Here is an 18,732-nt window from a genome sequence, read left to right on the forward strand (position 1 = left end):
GCGAAATAGCGAATCGGCGGGCAGCCTAGCCCTTTAAGAACTTGGCGTACGCCCGAACGTCGATCATCGGCACGGTCGCGACCGCTTGCAGCCTCGCGATCAGTTCCAGAAGGAATGCCGTCGCCGCGCGCTTGTCAGCCTCGACGCCGTAACCGCCGTCCTGCCTCATGAAGATGCCGTGAGCTGCCACGCATCCGAGGTCGAGCGGCGCCAGTGCATCCGCCGCTTTTAGCGCCTTCAGTAGCGGGCCGCCCAGCGGCGGATTCCATTCGCTTTCGAATGTGAGGAGGCCACCAATGATGTGTCCCGGGGCTTAGCCGGCTGCATGCCGCCAGCCGAAGGTATCGGCAGGCTGGTCCGGCACAGGGCGCGCACGCTGGCGATCTTCCCGGCGGCATAGTCGAGCTGATCGGCATCGATCGACTGCTTGGCCTCAAATACCGCGTAGACGCTTTCTGCGGGAATGACCAACGTACCGTCTTGCTTGAAGATCAGCGGCGTATATTGGCGGTCATAGATGACGATGTCGATTTGCTGGCTGGTGGTGTCGGTGCTGTCGATCACGAAGGCGCGGTGGACGCGATAGCGTTCCGGGAGATAGTTCTTAAGCAACTCAATCCAGATGCCTTCGGTCGCGTCGCCCTTGGCCACGGGGTGGCCGATTGCCGCCCGGCTGCGCTCCAGCCGCAGCGAAATTTCCTCGTGGAGCCCAGCCAACAGCTTTTCAAGTGACCAGCCTCTCATACGACGATGTCACGCCAGTAGGGTGCCGCCAGCGCCGACGCGGCCGCGGTCTTGATGGCCTGCTTTTCGGCGACGGTGAGATCGTCCGAGATGACGTTGTTGGTGTTTGAGGGGTCTACAAACCTCGCCGTAGCGAGGTTGTCGCGCAAATAAATGAACACGGTCCGCATGTTGTCGGCCAGCGGCGCCAACCAGGCGGTCTCCAGCGCCTTGATGACCGCGAGTTCGAGATAGAACGAGGGGAACTCCAGGCCCTTCTGCGCGCGCCAAAGCTTGGCCAGCCGGATTTCTGCTTGCCGGCCCGAGTCCTTCACCTTGGTGATGTGCTGCGAAATATCAGTCTTGGTCCACGTGTCGCCGCGCCGCTTGTACAGGCTGTGGTCGTTAAACAGCCAGTTTTGACGCTTGCCCGGCACCAGGTCGACGGAATAGCCGCGGACGTTGATCCCGATTGATACGTTCTGAAGGCGCGGCTGATAGCCGGCGGCCTTCAAGGTCGTCGCCAGGGTCTTATGCACCTCGGAAAGGGTTTCCGCTGTGTCCGGCGAGAGCGAGATGAAGAGATCAAGGTCGGTGCCGCTGCGGTTGGCTGTGCCTTTTGCGTATGAGCCACTCGCCGTGACGTCGAGAAGAAACCGGCCTGCCCACTGCTCGATGACCGGTCTTATCACGCCCGGGACGAAGAGCGCGGGCGAGGACAGGCTGGTGCCAACCAATTCACGCCCCAAGATGGCGTTCAGGTAGTCCTGCTCCGACATCATTCGCCAGCCTTGGGGGTTGACGACACCGTATCCGTCGAGCGCGTTCATTGGCTGGCTTCCTTATGAGAACACCCGGACGCCAGACCGGATCGTGCCGGCACGTCCACCCAGGTCGATGGCAACATGCCAGTGGCCCGATTGCGGCACCCGCAGCCTGACCGGCGACTGCCGAGCCTCGCCGCCGAAGAATTGATGTTGTCGGCGCTGCCGATAATTCTGAAAGTTGCTGGCATCCATCAACTTCACGTTGGCCGCATGGTCGAGGCTGACCTCGACCATCTCTCCGCCGTTCAAATAGCCGAGGTCGTTGTGAATGAAATTCATCGCTACTTGTCCTTCACTGTCGTGTTCGGATGAGACTGGCCATGCTTGGTCGTGACATAGCGGCCAGAGATGGCGCTCCGGTAGTGCGGCCCGCTGGAGCCGTGCTTGCCGGGTGCCTCGTGGACAGTTGTGTTCGGGTGGCTGCGTCCATATTTGGGAGTCACATACTGCCCCGATGTTGCGCTGCGGTAGGGGCCGTTGCCTTTAGATGATTTCGGCATGGTTGATATCTCCAATTCTGCGATTGCCGGATCGGAATTGATTGCTATCTTGCAATTGTGGCTCGATTCGGGCCCAAGATCAAGACAGGCGGATCAAGGGATAATGGCGTCAGGAAAATTCGACGGGGAGGCATTCTTTGCTGCAATCGACGGCGTGCGAATCACGCGTGACCTCACTTGGAAGAAGGTGGCCGAGCAATCGGGCGTACCAGCGTCGAGCCTGACCCGCATGTCCCAGGGACGGCGGCCAGACGTGGACAGCTTCGCGGCCCTATGCGCCTGGTCGGGTCTCAAGGCGGACCAATTCACCGGCGGCACAACGAAATCAAAAGAGGCAAGGGAGCCCCTCGCGGAGCTGACCGCGCATCTTCGAGCCGATCCAAATCTGTCGAAAGAAGGGGCCAAGGCGCTCGAGGCGCTGATCAAGGCCGCGTACCAGCAATTCAGGAAGAGGTAATAGCTGGGAAATGGCCTTGCGTCGGGGGTTTAAAGCAGAAGCGAACTGGTATGCGACCAGCCTCCGCAGGGAGCTGGATATCGCGCCCCATTTGCCACTCTGTCCCTGGCGGCTTGCTGAGCATCTGGAGTTTCCGGTCTTCCCGCTCAGCGACTACACGAAGTTGGCTCCCGAGGCCGTAACCTATCTCCGCACCGTCAATGGGCAGAAAGACTTCTCGGCCGTGACACTTGCGGTCGGACAGGAGCGCTTCATCGTTCATAACGATGCCCATGACGAGAAGCGGCAGGCCGCAGATATCAGCCACGAGCTGGCGCACGGCCTGCTGCTGCACCCGCCCATGCAAATCTTCGACCCATCGGGCACGCGCAACTACGACAAGACGATGGAGGAGGAGGCCAATTGGCTCGGCCCTGCGCTCTTGGTGTCGGAGGAAGCGGCTATGCATATCGCCGCCCTCGGACTGACCATATCCAAGGCCTCCGATATGTACGGCGCAAGCGAGCCGCTAGTGAGGATGCGCCTTAACGTGACCGGTGCCTACCAGCGCATAGCAAGCCGACGCCGTTACGCTCGCGCTTAGGCGGTCGACCGGCAAGACCTCGCGCATATACGTGACCCATAGTCTCGGCCGGCGCCGTGCCGGCGCGCGGACAAAGGTATTGCCGATGTGCTGCTCGCTCCCTAGCGCAGTATGTCTGGATTTGATTTGCGACTGTCCTTCGATCAGGGTTTCCCCTCCGCGCGATATTCGCACCACCCGGCCGGTAAGGTCGGGAATAGGTCAGCAGCGCAACCCGTCAAGGCATCCACGCGGCGTTGCACGCGGAGCCTCCTTGACTGGTCGCTCGGGCCTGCTGCCCTCGAACTCTCCCGACCGGCCGCGATGGCGCTGTCGGTAACCAACGGGAGAAACTCAAAATGCTCAACGACATCAATGCCGAGAAAATCCGCGACCTTAACGACGGCTTCTGCCACAACCTGATCATCGGCTGCACCGTTCTGCTCACTCCGGGCGTGACCTGCCTCGAATCCGATCGACTGGCCGAGTTGCTCGAAGCGGTGCGCAAGTTCGATAGCTTCACGGAGGACAACGACCCGCACGGCGAGCACGACTTCGGCGCTATTGACCTGAATGCCGTCCGCTACTTCTGGAAGATCGACTACTACGATCTGACAAAAAACTGTTCACTCACCTGATCCAGCCGACCTGGACGTCACGCGGCGCGTGATGACGATTATGAGGGCCGACGAATATTAACAGCTATGAAGGGGAGCGCCTCCGGGCGCTCCTTGTATCGCTAGACAGGTCCTCTTGGCAGCCGTGTGATCGTAAATGCGTACTTGCGATGGTGTTCCCGGCTGTTGGAGGCAAGTGACGCTTTGCTTGCCATTGATCTCTCGATGGTGACAGCGCAGAGCTACTTCAGCTCGCGGCGAAAGCGGAAGCGTCAATCGACGAATTTCCGATCGCCGACAGCGTCAGCATCAGCAGTGTCCGGCGCTCGGTGCTTCAGCTGCTTGATGGCAGTCCAGACGGCGTGATATCGATTGGCTGCATACCGCTGATGTCGCCGTAGGCGACCGTGCCTCGGGATTTTTGATAGGCCGGGGTGGGGCAGCGCTGCCAGGGATTCTCCTTGCCGGGATACAGCTCGATGAACTGGAATTGCAGTCGGCAACGCTTTTTACCGGCGCGCGTTAGGCGTATGTTGCAGGTTGCCCGCGCGGTGCGAACCAAGGCATCCCAATGCGGGCGGCGAGCCAGTCGGACGGTTAGATGACGAGCTTATCGGAGACCCCGCTTGGAGAGGCGTGGCTCGCGCATTTCGTGGACGATAGCGAGCGGGCGACAGCGTCCGCACTGATGGACGAGATCCTTCTGGTGGATCGGACAACGTTCCTGCGCGGTGTTCGCTCTCTGGTCGAGGCGATCCTGAAGGAACGCGCCGATCCCGAACGGCCGATCGCTCTGTTCTCGGAACGCGCCGTTCCGAAGCGAGCTGGCAAGGCGCTTCCGTTCTTCCCGGGTACCGAAACGGCACGCGCCACTGGACCAGGTGTCCCTCCGATCGAGGTGGATCCGAACGATCAAGAGGTCGGCAGCGAGGGGCTCATCGCAAATTTGATCACCAACCTGGTTCGCCATCACGGCGCTGACGTGCTTTCGCACCCTGGGCCGACTCGGATGCGTCGTGAGCGTGTTCGCAACATCGTTATTGTGACCGATTTCATCGGCTCCGGCAAACGGGTGTGGGAGATGCTGGAGGCGTTCCGCGCCGTAGCGACGTTACGCAGCTGGCGGTCGTATGGGCTGATCACGTTTAACGTGGTCGCTTACTCCGGCACTGAGCAGGGGGTGCGTCACGTGAGGTCCAGCCGGCTCAAGCCAGAGATATCGATGGTCACGGGTTGTCCGACCCTCTGGTCCACCTTCTCCGGGACTCGCCTGCGCGACGTGCAGATGCTTTGCCGGACTTATCCAAGGCGTCACCGCTGGCCGTTCGGGTTTCTGTCTGGGGGCGCATTAATTGCATTCGCGCATGGCATGCCCAACAACGCGCCGGCCATTCTGCACAGCAGCCTGAACAATTGGACGCCGCTGTTTCGCAAGCGCAGCACCGTAGCCGCCGAGATGAGCTTTCCGCGCGATGCCATCGAGACGGTGGCAGATCGCGCGGCTAGGCTGCTGCGGATCGCCAATGCGACCAAGTTTCTAGCCAATCCAAACGGTAAACGGTGGGTCACGACCATGATGGCGCTGGCCGCCCTCAAGGACGGAGCCCGCTCTGCCGGTGAAGTATCGGCGCAGACCGGCCTGCAGCTGTCCCAGATCGAGGAGATTCTCGGATACACCCGCATCGTACACTGGACGACCGAACGCAACCGGCTGACGGCGCTTGGCCGACGTGAGCTGGAGCGGTTGCGGCGACGGCGGGATCGCGAACCGATACTTTCCAAATCGGAGCCGCTCTTCTATTATCCAACTCAGCTGAGGGCACGGTGAGGGCGTCTAGGAATGCGCCGCGAAAGCGGCGACAGGTCCTTTGGGGGCCTGGGGTGTGGGATTTCCTCCATCCATCAAGCGGAGCGATACCTTCGCGCTGCGCGTTACTGCAAGGCACGCCTGGCGGCGTCTTGGTCGAGACTTGCAGTATCACCCACCATCGTGGGTCGAAGTAGATGACCCCGCCGAGCCTTCAGCGCTATCGGTCGCGGGGACGCCGACTTGGAGTTGATCCACGGACGCTCGACCGCGCGGTGGCCGCAATCGAGCGGATCCGGCGCTCTGATCCGAGAATGATCCCGGTCCTGACGCTGAAGCATTTGAGTGAGCTGACCGGCTCGCCTTACGGCTATCTCCGGCGCAGGGTGGGTCGGTTGCTTTCGAACTATCGTCGGGTATGGCTGAAGAAGCGCGTGCCAGGCCGCAATCGCCGACGTCTGATCAGCATCCCGCCGAAGGATCTGTTGCTCGTGCAGCAATGGATCGCCCAGAACATCCTGTGCTATACGACGCCATCGCGCGCGAGCTTCGCCTATCATCCGGACAGCAGCCCAGTGCTTGCGGCACAGGAGCACTGTGGCTGTCAGTGGCTTCTGAAGGTGGACATCGAGGACTTCTTCCACAGCGTGACGGAGCGTCAGGTCGCGGCGGTGTTTTTCCGGCTGGGCTACCCGCGACTGTTGGCTTTTGAACTGGCGCGACTAACGACGATGATGGTTGAAAGCCCTACGCTGCTGCGCGGAAGCCAGACTTTGCGTTGGCCATCGATCCCTTACTATCAAGCCGACTATGAGGGCGTGCTGCCGCAAGGCGCTCCGACTAGCCCAATGCTGTCGAACCTCGTAATGCGAGATCTCGATGAGCGACTGCTCGCCCTGTCGGCACAGCATGGGATGCGCTACACACGCTATGCCGATGACCTCGCCTTTTCAACGCTGGAGTCGTGCGACCGCAAGGATATCGACCGCTTCAAGCGTCTTGTTCTGATTGAATTGGCGCGGGAGGGCTTTCAGCACAATCGACGAAAGACCGTCATCAGAGGCCCTGGAGCGCGGCGAATTGTGCTCGGTATGCTGGTCGACGGCGCTGTCCCGCGGCTGCCACGCGAGTTCAAGGACATGCTGCGACTGCACCTGCACTATCTCAGCTCAACCGACCATGGTCCGTCTGCGCACGCGCTGCATCGGCGAACTTCGGTGTCCAGCCTTTACCATCATGTGCGAGGGCTGATCGGCTGGGCCGTAAGCGTCGAACCTGATTTCGGGGGGCGGCTGCTCGACCAGTTCAATGCCGTTGATTGGCCGCCGGTTCAGCCCCGCTGGGTGCAGCGGCTGGAGCGGAAATAGGCCGGGCCGCAAAATGCTCGATTGGCTGTCCGCGGGCGCGTCGAGATCGGGCTGCCCCGCCAGCGCTGTGGTTCAGCGCAGAAATGAGATGGTGAAGGGACCTGCAGTGGTATCCTTGTTTTACCGCGACACAGCAGTTTCTGGCCAGCAATCGTCTGGTCTCATAACCATCTGAATTTGAAGTGATTTTCAGCCTTGATTGTTGCCAACCAACAAGAAATACCATTGGGGCTTGTAACAAAATAGCGGGCTCCCGGGCAGCAGGCATCGCCCACGCTGTTCCGATCTCCAAAATCGACTTGGCTGGCGTCCAAATTCCTTGCTCGCCTGCAAGCTTGGCGTCGCCTGTCCACGTCGCGACTACCGGAGGGGCGACTTTCTGCTGAGAAGCCCAATCGCATCCGCTGGCACGATCGCGCAAGAGCTCCAGATTACGTGCCGCGCTGCCCAGGATTAGGTCGCCGAGCTTGACCTGCGGAAGTTGACAGGGCGCGACTATCGGGCTTTGGGTTGCTCTGTAGCAGACGTTCACATGATGCCAAAATGCGACCGCATAGTCATGGCCGCTAACTAAGAACGTCCCCGCCCAGATGCGACGGTTGCATAGTCCGTGTTTTGAAGGCAAAAATTGTCCCGCTCGCTTCGGATTTCTTGGGAACTCCTGAAGTGGGGAAACAAAGGATTTAGGGCATTTGGCGGGTGCCGCGTTGTCAGCGCGGGCACCTGACTACAAAACGCACTCATGACAAGTAGCACAGATTCGCTCGACGACTGGATAACGACAAGCACACTGCCTGGTAGCGAGGGCCTATATTTTCTAGGTACGTTCGAACGCCGCATAACCTTCTATTCACAGCAGGTGCGTGCATTTCGCCTCATTAGAGCCCTCCACGAGAGATGCATGCTCAAGCCGAACGACACGGTTGCGGTCGTTGGCGGCGGTGCCGCAGGAGTGACTTGTGCGTTGGCGCTAGGTCTTCTTGACTACGACGTCACTTTATTTGATCCCGCAGATGAACTGCTTCAGCTTCAAAGCGCCTCCCCTCAACTCTTGCATCCTCATATTTACGAGTGGCCGGCCCTTGGCTCATTGGACAAAAACGCGGGGTTGCCATTCCTCGATTGGCATTTGGATACTGGAAATCCGATAGCCGAAAGGTTGGCAGCTGAGTTTCACAGTCACAATGCGTTACTTCCAAAGCTCATATGGCAAAGGCGAGCTCGCCTAGACAAACTCGAAAGGTCGGGTCTCGAGTGGCGGCTCACCTTCGCGGATGGCGCCGTTAAGATCGTTCAGAAGATCTTCTTGGCCATCGGTTTTGGTGACGAACGAACTGCTGGTGCTGCCGACACCTACGATTACTGGAAAGAACGAGGGGTCGGCACTGCTGCCGTAGAGGTCAACGCTCCAGCCACGTATCTCGTAAGCGGCAATGGCGATGGTGCTCTCACTGATATCCTCAACCTGCTCATCAAAGGGTTCGAACACGTATCGTTCACCGAAAGCTTCCTCGGGTATTTCAATCAGGACATTCTACGAACCTCGGTATCGAAAGCTTACAATGGTCTGGAGCCAGAGGCAGACTTGGAGCCGGCGTTTGAAAAAGATGTACTCAATACCTTTCGCGAACGAGGAATTTTCGATCGGCTGATCCCGCAATTGCGAACCGATCGGCACTTGACCATTAATTCAAGTGGTCATCTGTTGTCGGTTGGAAAGGCCGCACCGCTTAACCAATCGATGGTTTTCGCGGTGCTGCACGCGGCTCAGCAAGCGGGGATCGTCGTTCGCCGCAGTTCTGGCACGATCTCCAATGTGATCAAACATGTTGACGGACTTGAGCCCGTCGGGGTGACACTCGGCGGCACCAAACTATCCGAGCACTTCCAGCACGTGATCCTTCGCCACGGACCGAACAAGCGAGAACGATATCGTCCAGCCCAAGTGCTGTTCGACGAGTACGCGAAAATATCGGAGGCGCGATTCAAGGCCAAACCGGAACTGCTTGTGCCGCCGACGCTCGACCCGGAAACGTACACTCTGTTCTTTGAGTTGTGGCGCCATAGGCTTGCCGACGCTGCCAGACGACAGCAACTCGAGGGACAGACGGCCCGTGAGGCCTCTACGATTCTAATTACGTGGGATAGGGCCACCCAGACACTGGTTCCGCGCGGCAAGTTTGCATTGGAGGACCTAGCCAGGCAATGCGAAACGGCGGCCGCGCCGATCGTACTCCAGCTGGAGGTGCTGCCGGACCAAGCAGATGCAGACAATCTAATCCGTCTAAGCAAGGCGAGCGGCGGAAAAATATCGTTTAGCTTGGGAACCACGGTTCAAGCAGCCTGGCAGGCGAAGCTACCAAACGTGCCGATCGCAACGTCAACATCCTCACGATATCTATACCGAGAAATCGGCGCGATCAATATCAGCGACCAAGTTGACGCCTCCCTTGTTCGCCAGTTGGAAGCTTTACTCGTCAACGCGAAGGCGGTCGGCAAGTGTGACACTCTAGGGATGATAGCGCCGGATGTTCTCGCGGCTGTGCTAGCCATCTGGGCGGGATGGCGTCAGACGCTTGATGCATCACCAACTTTGCGCCGTGACTTCCTCGCTTGGCTGGGCAACATTGGCCCTGTAAGGGCGAAGTCATGGAACGGCGACGTGGGAGTCATCGAGCGGATGGCAAGCGCTCTGGTCCTGATACTTGCGACCCATTTGGGTGAGCCACTCCAACCGGCATCCGTGCCAAGGGGCAACCTCAGCTTCGACAAGGATGGTCTGGCCCTCGGTTCTGCGGCAACGAGGGTAGACGATGGCAGCTTACTGACTGAGTGGGATCTGCCGGAGCACTGGGACGTTGACGCTTTGATCCTCTCAGGGAGCTCCGAGGTCAGGGTCACTGGACCAGACAACTCCATTCTTAACGGAGGAGACCCGGGAACCGGCCTCGATGTAGCACGTCGAACCAGGCCGGCGATCGTCCGCAATGACGTGCCTTGGCGCACCGCGTTAAGAGCTGGTCTCCCGGCATGGAAGACTGCCATTCACGACGAATTCCAACAGTGGCGTAAGCGGCAAAACGATGATCGGGACAGAGTCCTCACATGACACCTGGGATCTTGAAATCGCTGTTGGAAAAGGCCGCAAACCAACTTGGTTTGCAGGCTGACGAAGTTAGGGATTTCACCTCTCCCACATTCCGTAGCAGACCGGCCGAACCTGACGTACAACCCATCCAGGACCTGTTCGGACTTCGTATAGGCCAATACCCGGTTATCGTTGCACCGATCGCACTTGACACGGTCGACAGCGTAAAGTCGGCGCTCAAGAAACTTCATGCACAAATGGTCGTGGCTCGGTCCTTCATGTACGAACGCGAGGTGATCAATGCGCATCTGTTCCTCTGCGCGACATCCCCGACCCCCACTGGCGACTGGCGGCGGTTGGTGGATCTCATTGAACGCGATGAAGCCGTTTGCCGGAAGGTGGTCTGGATTCCGAGCCAGACGGCAATGCAGCAGTCATTCACGAATTTTCTGGCCAGAACGTTTTTGGCGATGCCGTGGGCATATGTTGAGACCATTAGTGACGCTCCCCTCGATCAGACGCACGAGCTCGCGCAACGTATCTTGGAGAAGCACGGATTGGAGCGCGAGGTTGCGCAACGTTGGGTCAACTTAACCGAGCAGTTGATGGACGATGCTGAAAGCCTTGTGACCGAGCTAGTTCACGCCAAGGAGGCGTCGAAATGAGCGGCGTTTACCTCACCGGTGTCCGCTTGGAGCAGTATCGAAGCTTCAAGTCACTTAACATTCAATTGCCTGATGGGCCCGGAGTGCTCGTCGTTCACGGTAGCAATGGCATCGGCAAATCCTCGCTGTTTGACGGTCTGGAGTGGGCCCTAACCGACAAAATCGACCACTTTCGAGGTGCCGATGGCGTCAAGAAGGTTGGAAGCTATTTGTGTCGGTGGCGCGAAGGAGCTCCAGGCCCAACGACCGTGACCATGGAATTTTCGGGCGATAACATCATTTCACGTACTCTTTCCTCGCCTGAGGCAACCAAGTCCGTTACCAGCGGCAACATCGGCAACATCACCGAATTCCTCCGGGGAGAAAACTGGAAGCGGAGCATTTCCGGCCTCTCGAGCTATCTGCTACTCACGCATTTCCTCGGACAGTCCACGATCTCCCGGCTAACCAACCGAGACCCCAGTGAACGTTTCGACATCCTAAAAGAAGCCGCAGAAAGCAAAGAAATCGAAGACATCGCCAATGCATTGCATGGCAGAGGAAATACAAGGGCCAGCCGCGCTTACTCCGGTCGCATCAGAACGTTGAACGACGAGGCTTCTACGCTGCAGGGCCTCCTCGATACAGAAGCGGACTTGTGGTCAGGGCTAACAGGCCTAGGAGCTGTTACCGACGAGGCGGCCACTCAGCTGGCCCGGGCGATCTCGCGTTTGCTCGACGCCGCCGCTGGTATCGAAACCCCGTCGGCCGTAGCCTTCAATCAGGGGACCATCGTTAACCTAGAAGACCGCCTTGCGGCGCAACGCAGCCGGCTCCGCACCCTTGAGGCAAGCGTAGAGAAAGTTACTCTTACACTCGCCGCGTGGGATAATTCATCGCGGCAGTCGTTGGAGCATGAGGCGGCAAAAGCAACCGCGGATGAACAGGTGGCGCAGCTCACAACGGAGCGCAGGGACATCACCGCGTTGCTTGAGCTGGCCAAAGCCAGCGAGGTCAACGCCGCTACCTCCGCGAAGAATACTCGGGATGCGCTTGGGCTCCTTATCGAGCTACGAGATGTCCTCGAAGTTGCAGCATCGACCGGGATTCGAAAAGACGCAACGGATGCTGCTGTCGCAGCCGCTCGAAACAATCTCGATCGTGAGAGCGCAATTGTGGAAGTCTTGGAGCGTCGACTTCGGATCGTGCGTCGAATTGAGGAAGAGGTTGGGCGGCTTGATGAACGTGGGAAACTAGCACAACGAGAACGACAAAATGTCGCTCTCTGGTTAGCGCGGGACGCCAGGGTTGCCGAGTTGCGCTCTTCGATTCGGGCATTGCAACTCCGCTTTCCCAATCTCGACGCGGACATCGAACGGGCTGAAGGGGCGGTTCAGGACTTTCAGAATATTCTTAGCGAGCAGAATGATATTCTTGTCGAGTTGAGAAAGTCCGTTACGGCGATGTCGAGCGCCGTGGCGAGCATTGTGGCGAACCTGCCGAACGATGCATGCGACTGCCCCGTTTGTGCAACGCACTTCGAAGTCAAAGGGGAACTGCACAGCCGGGCGTCGAGTGCGGCTACTCGGTTAGCACCGCTAGTCCTAGCACCAGGAAGAACGCACTCGATCTGCCGGGCAGCGAGCGGATGCGGCGAGTGGCCAACTCGAACAACTTCGCTCAGCCAAGGGCGACCTCAAATCGCTCATTCTAGAATGCCAATCGGAGGAGCAGGCGAATAGGGAACTAGGCGTTGGTGTGTTCGGCGCTGACGGAGCGGACCGTGCGACCGCCGACGCACGTCAAGGACAATTGCTTGCCAGCGCAGAGGAGATGGCTAGGCTGCGACAGCGCAAGTGGTATTGGCGGAATCGGCTCACAGGAAGTTTTTTTGTGCCCGGAGGAGAGCACGCGTCGGCGGTGAGGCGACGCGATCGAGCTCAGGTGCAATTCAATGCTGCAGCTCAGGCGCAAACTAGCGTCGCGAGAGAGCTCGACGCTGCAGTTGCTTCGGTCCGCGAGCTCGACGAAGTCGTCGGCGGGCTTCGTGAGACTAAACTTGCTGAGGCGATACTTGGACTGGAAGGTGACCTGATCTCCGCGGAGCAAGCCAGTCAAGAGGCGACTTCCACACGGGAGACGCTCGTACATCAATTGGCATCGCTTGACGTTGCAGCAGCTTCTGCACGAGCGCGTCAGCTGCAAGCAGCTGACCAGATCGCTACTGCGACCCGAGGAAAGACCGAGGCGGTCAAAACCTGGAAGACATTGAATGTCACCCAATCGCAGGAACCCAACACACGCTCACTCAGAGAATTGACGACGGTCGTTATTGCAACCCGAGAGAAGCTGAGAGAAGCGGACGATTTACTAAGGCAATTGCGTGATGGTCGGGCAGCCAAGACATTGGTCGACAACCACCTCACCGCCCTAGAGCGCTTAAGAACGGCGGTGAGCGGCGCACCAAACAGCGACAGATTACAGCTTCGAAAAGAGGCGACCGACAGCGTTGCCGCGAAATCACGACTTGCCCGAGCAACGCGCGAGACGAAAGATATTGCTCAAGCCGCTAGCGCGGACATACTCGACGAGTTGGCAGATTTCAATACCAGCTACATGCGGCCGCTTGACAGCTTGATGAAGTCGATCAATCGGGCAATTTTGTGTGACCCACGAGTTGGAATTGAACTGCACGTCAAGAATCGCCGTGTTGAACAGACCGCTACTAAGGAAGGTGAGGTCCCCGCTGAGATCGGATCAATTGACCCGGTTCTGGTGCACAGCGAGGGACAGATGGCAGCCCTTTCTGTCAGTATGCTCTGTGCAGCCAGCCTAACCTACCCGTGGTCTCGGTGGCGGGGGCTGGTTCTTGACGATCCGCTGCAACACAATGATGCGATTCATTCGGCAGCCTTCGCTGACTTCGTCTGCAATTTAGTCGCCGACCGCAAATATCAAGTTCTGCTCTCCACGCATGATCGCGCCCAAGCAGAGTTTCTGCGGCGCAAGGTTGCGTCCAGAGACCTGCCCTGTGCCGTCCTCAGTTTGCTAGGAACTGGACAGGAAGGTGTCGAGTGGACTTATCGTCCTGCGGAAGGCGCAATGGCGGTGGCAGCGTCAGGTTAGCAACTCAAACAGTGCCGCTGGCGTTACGTGAGCCGGTTGCAATTCGCTCCTTCTGCGTGTGTACTACGCAGGGGAGAAGAAATGACAAAGAAGAAGCAGACTAAAGTCGATAGAGAGTTCGCCGAGAATCTGCGGAAGCTCAGTGAGCGGGATCGCATCACAGAGACGGAGTTCAAGCGGCGGGTCACCGAAATCTTCACCGCGGCGGAATGGAAGGTGGTCCGCGACAGCGGCGCCGGCCGCATATTTCCGGGTGACATGATGATTGAGCGCCCGGACCTGGACCGCCAGCGCAGGTACGTGCTCGACCTTGCCAAGGTGATCGATCCTGTCCGGCTGCAGCGGAGCTACGAGCGCTTCCGTGACTACTCGCGGCATGCCAAGCAGCCCCTTTCCAGCTTCGACGAGTTCTGGCTAATCGGCGAGACGTTTAGCCGCGAGCCGATGCGGAAGCGACCGGGCAACGATCGCAACTTTCGAGCTCTCGACGTGGCCGAGCTTCGCAAGTTACTGGTAATCCCCAAGCCCAAGAAGGAAAAGGCTAACAGCAAAATCGGCAAAGCCGTCGTCGCCAATACGAAAGAGATCAATCTCGCGATCGATGGCCTTGTGCTGCAGATCGATGCCAAGCTTGAAGTGTTGAACGCCGAGCGGCCGAATTCTGACGAGGCGCGGGCGCGGGTAGCCGCTGAATTTTCCGACTTAGAGCGGATGAAGGCCGAGCTCGAGCGCATCCGGGAAATGGTCGCGGCGTTCAAGAAGGGGCGAGCGCCGGAGCAGGAGGTCCTAAACGCTACTAAGACCTTCCGCATGGGCATCGACCAGTGGTGGAACAAAAAGAGCGAGGAGATACTAACAAACACGTCTAAAGGTGCCCTCCTGGTCTCCTCCATTGGCCTCCTTGCGCTAATGAAGGCGGATAGCGTTGCAGCCATCGGCGCAGTCGCGGCCGTCGTCAACGGCGGAACCATAACGCAGAAAGCAAAGCAAATCGGCAAGGCCATCAGGCGGATCGGCAAGCACGTTTTGGGCGGCGAAGACGGCGCGGTACAATCAGGGCGGGTAACCCTTGTTTTGTGGCACGGCGGACCGACGAAGCTGCTCGATCGTCACCGTTCTCGATGGTCACGTTCTAGCTCGGCTGTATCTTCCTTGACGCCGCGGGCGACGATCTGGACTGTCCCGTCCGGGAGCGGCCGCTGCAACTTCAGTGCCTCGTCTGGAGGGGCCGTCATCCAGACATCGACTTCTTCGGGCGTCGTCAGGATCACCGGCATCGCTTTGGGATGGATGGCGCCGACCTCGGCGTTAGGCCCCGTCGTGAGAAACGCGTAGAGGTCGTTGGTGGTTTCGCCTTCTTTGACCTTCCGGACCGACGTCCAGTTGGTCCAGATGCCGGCGAAGCAGGTGAGGGGACGGGTCTCATCGAGCGCGAACCAGATGTCGCCGCCCTCGGCCTTATTGAACTCGCTGAAGGAGTTGAACGGCACCACACAGCGGTTTTCGACGCCGAGCCAGCGGGCCCAGTGTTTGCTCTTCACGTTGCGAATGTTGGTCGCGCCACCGTCCGGCTCCATTCTGAGCAATTCCTTAAAATCGACCGGCTTGCCCTTGACCTGCAGTTTTTCGGCTCGCTTTTTGGTGGCGTCCATCAACGCCTTTGATGACGACGGCATTCCCCACCGCGCCGTGGCGAGCTCGCGCCCCTCGGCTCCGTTGCGCACGATCGGTGCCTTGTAGTCCGGAAACACGCCGGGCATCGGCGCCAGATTGCCGACGTATCGGTTCACGACGCGAAACAGCGCGCTGATCGCGGCCTGGTTTGTCGTGATCGAATAGAGATTGCACATCAATCAGGCTTCGGTTCGAGGGTGGCGAGGTTGCCAAGCCAACTGTAGCAGAGTCGCAGACGGACGCCGGCCGGCCTTGGCGCATTTGCGGCAGCGCAGTCGGCTTGCGAGATCGTCCACGAAGGTGGTTGGAGGGTGCTTCATCGCCGCCAGATCGACGTCGCTGGGCGTCTTGCAGCGCGTGCACCTGATCTCGAGCCAAGGGAAGCCTCCGTTCACGGCCTGGTCGATGGTGGGCGATGGATCGATAGGTTCTCCATCGCTCCACATGCGCTCATTCCAGCTTTCGCAAAGCAGCCTGTTCAGCTTGCTGGATCATGGCCTCACCCTTGGCCCGCATCTCCGCCGATTGGGCAGCAAGCATGTTGGCCATCGCGCGTGCCTTACCGAGCTCTTTCGCCAGAGCCTTGCGATCGCCGCCCGACAGGGGCGTGGGGTGATACTTCGGGGCCATCCGGACTGTCCAAACGCAAGAGATCGGATCGCGATCCGGAACCGTCTAGGACGTCTCGAACGCCGGCCAGCACCCGTCTTCTTCATGCCGGCCGGTGCGCTGCTGGCAGGTGTTGTCGAGCAATCGCTGCGCCACGTCCTTCCAAAGCGCGTTGCCGCCATACAATCGGACTGCATCGCCAGTCTGGATTTCCACGGTCCGCTCGCACCGACGGCATGAGATGCGCAGCACATGGCGTTGAATCTCGGAAAGACGTTGCTGCCGCCTCTCGGCTCCGGTCTCGTTGGCGCGAGGGCCTTTCAGGACCGATTCCCAATATTCCGCCGGGAGCGGCGCATCCGGAGCCGTCGCGGAGGGGCCGGGCCTACGAGCAGCTTCAGCGGCCAGTTTTTCCATCTGCTTCGGGGTCGGCATACGCCAGCTCGCGGGTCGATCGGTCATTCCGAATTAGAACATAACAAGAACAAAAGTCGAGTCCGCTCCGACCCTCATCGTGAAAAAATCATCCTGTTGGAGGGGGACGCGATGTCGGAACCAAGCCGGCCCGCTCGTCTTAGAATCCGGCGTCAGTAATGGAGTTCCCTCGCAATGGCCCCTCGCGCTAACTGGAAAGGCTTCCTGCGTCTTTCCCTGGTCACCTGCCCGGTAGCGCTCTATCCGGCCACGTCGGAATCCGAAAAGGTCTCGTTCAACCAGCTCAACCGGAAGACCGGCCATCGGATCAAGTACGCCAAGGTCGACGCCGATACCGGCGAGGAGGTCGACAACGAGGACATCGTCAAGGGTTACAAGGTCGACACCGACACCTTCATCGAGGTGACGAAGGAGGAGCTCGAGAACGTCGCGCTGGAATCGACGCGAACGATCGAGATCGACGAGTTCGTCGACCGTAGCGAGATCGATCCACGCTATCTGATCCGCCCTTACTACCTGACCCCAGATGGCAAAGTTGGGCACGACGCGTTCGCCGTGATCCGCGAGACCATCCGTGAGATGAACAAGGTCGCGATCGGTCGCGTGGTGCTGACCAATCGCGAGCACATCATCGCGCTGGAGCCGCTGGACAAGGGGCTGATGGGGACGCTGCTGCGCTATCCCTACGAAGTCCGATCCGCCGACGAGTATTTCGACGATATCCAGGACGTCAAAGTCACGAAGGACATGCTCGACCTGGCCAGGCACATCGTCAATCAGAAGGCAGGCCACTTCGAGCCGGACAAGTTCGAAGATCAGTACGAGACCGCCCTCATCGATCTCATCAACCAGTAGCGCGCCGGCAAACCCATCACCGCGAAAGCGCGTCCTCGCGGCGAGAACGTGGTGGACCTGATGGACGCGCTGCGTAAGAGTATTGGCAGAGACGCGGCGGCCGCGACAGAGGCACCCAAGAAGCCAGGCAAAAAGCCGCGCAAGGCGGCGGCCGGGCAGAAGGAAATGCTGATGCCGATCGCAGGTAAGAAGCCGGCAAAAGAGGCCGCGGCGAAGAAGCCGGCGGCCAAGCCGCAGCGGAAGTCGGCTTAGGTGTCGTGAAGCATCCGGTGACTACGGAAGCGCGTGGAGAAAAAGCTGGGCCGCTGAAATAAAAGGGCCGGGCTGGCGTTGAGGTTCGGCACCAGCCGTTCTAGTCTTGAGGGCATTCCGGGCAGGTATCACCGATCGAGTTCAGCACGTCGCGAACCTCTACCACCGCGGCATCAGGGGAGACACCTGCTGGCGGGTCTCCGCGGGCGATTTCAAACGCCCGCTCCCTTGCGTGCGGATCGGCGCGATCTTACATCCAACCGTGCTCATTGCACTCGCGGATGGCGGCCGCTTCCTGGAGCACCTGGATCGCCCATCCGTGCAGCGTCCGTATCGCTGGCCTTCGTGCTCGCGTCATCAGCTTGAAATAGCTCCAGTACGACGAATCGTTATGTCCGTCATTCGTTCCCCCGTTAGCACAGGGCTGGGATTCGTAATGACGAAGGAGCAAGGTTTGGCGTGCAATGAGCGATCGCGCCACGGCATTCGAAGAGCTGCAAATCATTTCCCGATGCCTCAGATCCGAATCTTTGACGCGCAGACCAAAGTTCGCGAGGAAGTCGCAGATTCTCTCGTCTTGGCTTTCCCGGATTTCGTTTGGGCGCGCGCGGCTAGCGCCGCACCGGGCTCGCGTGAACCGAGCCGCGTAGCGTCTCGGCCTCCGGCTTTGATCCCTCGCGCAACATAACGTGTCGCTCGCCGGAGGCACTCGCTCGCGGGCCCCGCCGTCATTTGCATGCCGGCGTCGCTATCACTGTCCCGCGTTCGGGTGCCTTCTTAACCGGTCTTGCGACTGCACTCGGTCCCGGGTCCCGCCGCTACGCGTCGGCGCTATGCTGACCCTCCTGCGGGTGCCTCTTTTGATTCCCTCACTCTTGCCTCTCGTGTTTCACCCTCGCGAGCTGCCCAGCATTCTCCCGTTAGAGATCTAATGGGCTCCGCCCCTCGCGCGCGCCAGGGTAAAGCGCCGGCTTGGCGCCGGCGCCGCCACGAGCGGTCTCCCCGGTCTTCCGTGCTTTCTCTGGTCCTTCACTCCGGAGAACGACTGACATGCGCCCGTGCAGACCCGCTCCTACGAGCGGCCCTTACGGGCGGGTGATCCCCCTCCGCTCGCGTTGCCCTGGCACTTGCTACCCATAGTGTAGCCGCGGACCGGTTCTGTGGCGAATGAAGTACCTTTTGCTTTTCT

The 18,732-nt window shown here is 59.4% G+C and carries 17 protein-coding genes and 3 pseudogenes; 11 read left to right on the top strand and 9 right to left on the bottom strand.

Features of this window, described 5'->3' with window-relative positions:
* Positions 1 to 25: 25 nt before the first annotated feature.
* The 5 genes from ACSKB9_RS35005 to ACSKB9_RS35025 all read right to left on the bottom strand — a co-directional run bounded on the left by ACSKB9_RS35005 (position 26) and on the right by ACSKB9_RS35025 (position 2,050).
* A complete protein-coding gene (locus tag ACSKB9_RS35005; protein WP_438078887.1) occupies positions 26 to 169 on the bottom strand; it encodes a hypothetical protein in 144 nt (47 codons plus the stop codon).
* 68 nt (positions 170 to 237) lie between these two features.
* On the bottom strand, positions 238 to 744 hold the full coding sequence (locus tag ACSKB9_RS35010; protein ID WP_438078889.1) for a DUF6602 domain-containing protein: 507 nt from the start codon (positions 742 to 744) through the stop codon (positions 238 to 240).
* On the bottom strand, positions 741 to 1,553 hold the full coding sequence (locus ACSKB9_RS35015; protein WP_438078891.1) for a nucleotidyltransferase domain-containing protein: 813 nt from the start codon (positions 1,551 to 1,553) through the stop codon (positions 741 to 743). The genes ACSKB9_RS35010 and ACSKB9_RS35015 overlap by 4 nt, the downstream gene beginning before the upstream one ends.
* Positions 1,554 to 1,565: 12 nt before the next feature.
* Positions 1,566 to 1,829, bottom strand: a complete 264-nt coding sequence (locus ACSKB9_RS35020; RefSeq protein WP_438078893.1) for a DUF1883 domain-containing protein — start codon at positions 1,827 to 1,829, stop codon at positions 1,566 to 1,568.
* 2 nt (positions 1,830 to 1,831) lie between these two features.
* A complete protein-coding gene (locus ACSKB9_RS35025; RefSeq protein WP_438078895.1) occupies positions 1,832 to 2,050 on the bottom strand; it encodes a hypothetical protein in 219 nt (72 codons plus the stop codon).
* On the opposite strand from ACSKB9_RS35025, the gene ACSKB9_RS35030 reads away from it, so the two are divergent.
* The 10 genes from ACSKB9_RS35030 to ACSKB9_RS35075 all read left to right on the top strand — a co-directional run bounded on the left by ACSKB9_RS35030 (position 2,049) and on the right by ACSKB9_RS35075 (position 13,718).
* A complete protein-coding gene (locus tag ACSKB9_RS35030) occupies positions 2,049 to 2,507 on the top strand; it encodes a helix-turn-helix domain-containing protein (protein WP_438078897.1) in 459 nt (152 codons plus the stop codon). The two genes, ACSKB9_RS35025 and ACSKB9_RS35030, sit on opposite strands and share 2 nt — an antisense overlap.
* Before the next feature lie 16 nt (positions 2,508 to 2,523).
* The gene (locus ACSKB9_RS35035) at positions 2,524 to 3,090 is read left to right on the top strand and encodes an ImmA/IrrE family metallo-endopeptidase (protein ID WP_438078899.1); all 567 of its coding nucleotides are present in this window, start codon (positions 2,524 to 2,526) and stop codon (positions 3,088 to 3,090) included.
* Between the two features lie 338 nt (positions 3,091 to 3,428).
* Positions 3,429 to 3,707 (top strand): DUF3768 domain-containing protein, encoded by a 279-nt coding sequence (locus ACSKB9_RS35040; protein WP_438078901.1) that lies wholly within the window; start codon positions 3,429 to 3,431, stop codon positions 3,705 to 3,707.
* A gap of 10 nt (positions 3,708 to 3,717) precedes the next feature.
* Positions 3,718 to 3,768: a hypothetical protein gene (locus ACSKB9_RS35045; RefSeq protein ID WP_438080537.1), complete on the top strand. Its 51-nt coding sequence runs from the start codon at positions 3,718 to 3,720 to the stop codon at positions 3,766 to 3,768.
* 519 nt (positions 3,769 to 4,287) lie between these two features.
* Positions 4,288 to 5,514 carry a phosphoribosyltransferase-like protein gene (locus tag ACSKB9_RS35050; RefSeq protein ID WP_438078903.1) on the top strand — a complete coding sequence of 409 codons (1,227 nt, stop codon included), beginning with the start codon at positions 4,288 to 4,290 and terminating at the stop codon, positions 5,512 to 5,514.
* A 254-nt stretch (positions 5,515 to 5,768) separates the two neighbouring features.
* Positions 5,769 to 6,860 (top strand): reverse transcriptase family protein, encoded by a 1,092-nt coding sequence (locus ACSKB9_RS35055; protein ID WP_438078905.1) that lies wholly within the window; start codon positions 5,769 to 5,771, stop codon positions 6,858 to 6,860.
* A 901-nt stretch (positions 6,861 to 7,761) separates the two neighbouring features.
* Complete coding sequence (locus tag ACSKB9_RS35060; RefSeq protein WP_438078907.1) at positions 7,762 to 9,969, top strand: ABC-three component system protein; 2,208 nt, start codon at positions 7,762 to 7,764, stop codon at positions 9,967 to 9,969.
* 11 nt (positions 9,970 to 9,980) lie between these two features.
* Positions 9,981 to 10,613 carry an ABC-three component system middle component 1 gene (locus tag ACSKB9_RS35065; protein WP_438078909.1) on the top strand — a complete coding sequence of 211 codons (633 nt, stop codon included), beginning with the start codon at positions 9,981 to 9,983 and terminating at the stop codon, positions 10,611 to 10,613.
* Positions 10,610 to 12,334, top strand: a complete 1,725-nt coding sequence (locus ACSKB9_RS35070) for an AAA family ATPase (RefSeq protein WP_438078911.1) — start codon at positions 10,610 to 10,612, stop codon at positions 12,332 to 12,334. The genes ACSKB9_RS35065 and ACSKB9_RS35070 overlap by 4 nt, the downstream gene beginning before the upstream one ends.
* Before the next feature lie 202 nt (positions 12,335 to 12,536).
* Complete coding sequence (locus ACSKB9_RS35075) at positions 12,537 to 13,718, top strand: hypothetical protein (RefSeq protein WP_438078913.1); 1,182 nt, start codon at positions 12,537 to 12,539, stop codon at positions 13,716 to 13,718.
* A gap of 1,109 nt (positions 13,719 to 14,827) precedes the next feature.
* On the opposite strand, the gene ACSKB9_RS35080 is transcribed toward ACSKB9_RS35075, so the two are convergent.
* The 3 genes and pseudogenes from ACSKB9_RS35080 to ACSKB9_RS35090 form a co-directional block, all read right to left on the bottom strand.
* Complete coding sequence (locus ACSKB9_RS35080) at positions 14,828 to 15,568, bottom strand: SOS response-associated peptidase (protein ID WP_438078915.1); 741 nt, start codon at positions 15,566 to 15,568, stop codon at positions 14,828 to 14,830.
* 3 nt (positions 15,569 to 15,571) lie between these two features.
* Positions 15,572 to 16,022 (bottom strand): annotated as a pseudogene (locus ACSKB9_RS35085) (hypothetical protein).
* 45 nt (positions 16,023 to 16,067) lie between these two features.
* Complete coding sequence (locus tag ACSKB9_RS35090) at positions 16,068 to 16,463, bottom strand: hypothetical protein (RefSeq protein WP_438078917.1); 396 nt, start codon at positions 16,461 to 16,463, stop codon at positions 16,068 to 16,070.
* 147 nt (positions 16,464 to 16,610) lie between these two features.
* On the opposite strand from ACSKB9_RS35090, the pseudogene ACSKB9_RS35095 reads away from it, so the two are divergent.
* A pseudogene (locus tag ACSKB9_RS35095) lies at positions 16,611 to 17,543 on the top strand (Ku protein).
* 100 nt (positions 17,544 to 17,643) lie between these two features.
* On the opposite strand, the pseudogene ACSKB9_RS35100 reads toward ACSKB9_RS35095, so the two are convergent.
* Positions 17,644 to 17,901: pseudogene (locus ACSKB9_RS35100) on the bottom strand (hypothetical protein).
* Positions 17,902 to 18,732: the final 831 nt, after the last annotated feature.

The organism is Bradyrhizobium sp. BR 1433 (assembly GCF_051547665.1).
GTDB classification, from domain to species: domain Bacteria; phylum Pseudomonadota; class Alphaproteobacteria; order Rhizobiales; family Xanthobacteraceae; genus Bradyrhizobium; species Bradyrhizobium australafricanum.

Bases quoted from the DNA above. Each gene is read 5' to 3' on its own strand.
- ACSKB9_RS35090 (WP_438078917.1), bottom strand. From the start codon at position 16,463: ATGACCGATCGACCCGCGAGCTGGCGTATGCCGACCCCGAAGCAGATG.
- ACSKB9_RS35025 (WP_438078895.1), bottom strand. From the start codon at position 2,050: ATGCCGAAATCATCTAAAGGCAACGGCCCCTACCGCAGCGCAACATCG.
- ACSKB9_RS35015 (WP_438078891.1), bottom strand. From the start codon at position 1,553: ATGAACGCGCTCGACGGATACGGTGTCGTCAACCCCCAAGGCTGGCGA.
- ACSKB9_RS35070 (WP_438078911.1), top strand. From the start codon at position 10,610: ATGAGCGGCGTTTACCTCACCGGTGTCCGCTTGGAGCAGTATCGAAGC.
- ACSKB9_RS35080 (WP_438078915.1), bottom strand. From the start codon at position 15,568: ATGTGCAATCTCTATTCGATCACGACAAACCAGGCCGCGATCAGCGCG.
- ACSKB9_RS35050 (WP_438078903.1), top strand. From the start codon at position 4,288: ATGACGAGCTTATCGGAGACCCCGCTTGGAGAGGCGTGGCTCGCGCAT.
- ACSKB9_RS35005 (WP_438078887.1), bottom strand. From the start codon at position 169: ATGAGGCAGGACGGCGGTTACGGCGTCGAGGCTGACAAGCGCGCGGCG.
- ACSKB9_RS35010 (WP_438078889.1), bottom strand. From the start codon at position 744: ATGAGAGGCTGGTCACTTGAAAAGCTGTTGGCTGGGCTCCACGAGGAA.
- ACSKB9_RS35030 (WP_438078897.1), top strand. From the start codon at position 2,049: ATGGTTGATATCTCCAATTCTGCGATTGCCGGATCGGAATTGATTGCT.
- ACSKB9_RS35060 (WP_438078907.1), top strand. From the start codon at position 7,762: ATGCTCAAGCCGAACGACACGGTTGCGGTCGTTGGCGGCGGTGCCGCA.
- ACSKB9_RS35020 (WP_438078893.1), bottom strand. From the start codon at position 1,829: ATGAATTTCATTCACAACGACCTCGGCTATTTGAACGGCGGAGAGATG.
- ACSKB9_RS35040 (WP_438078901.1), top strand. From the start codon at position 3,429: ATGCTCAACGACATCAATGCCGAGAAAATCCGCGACCTTAACGACGGC.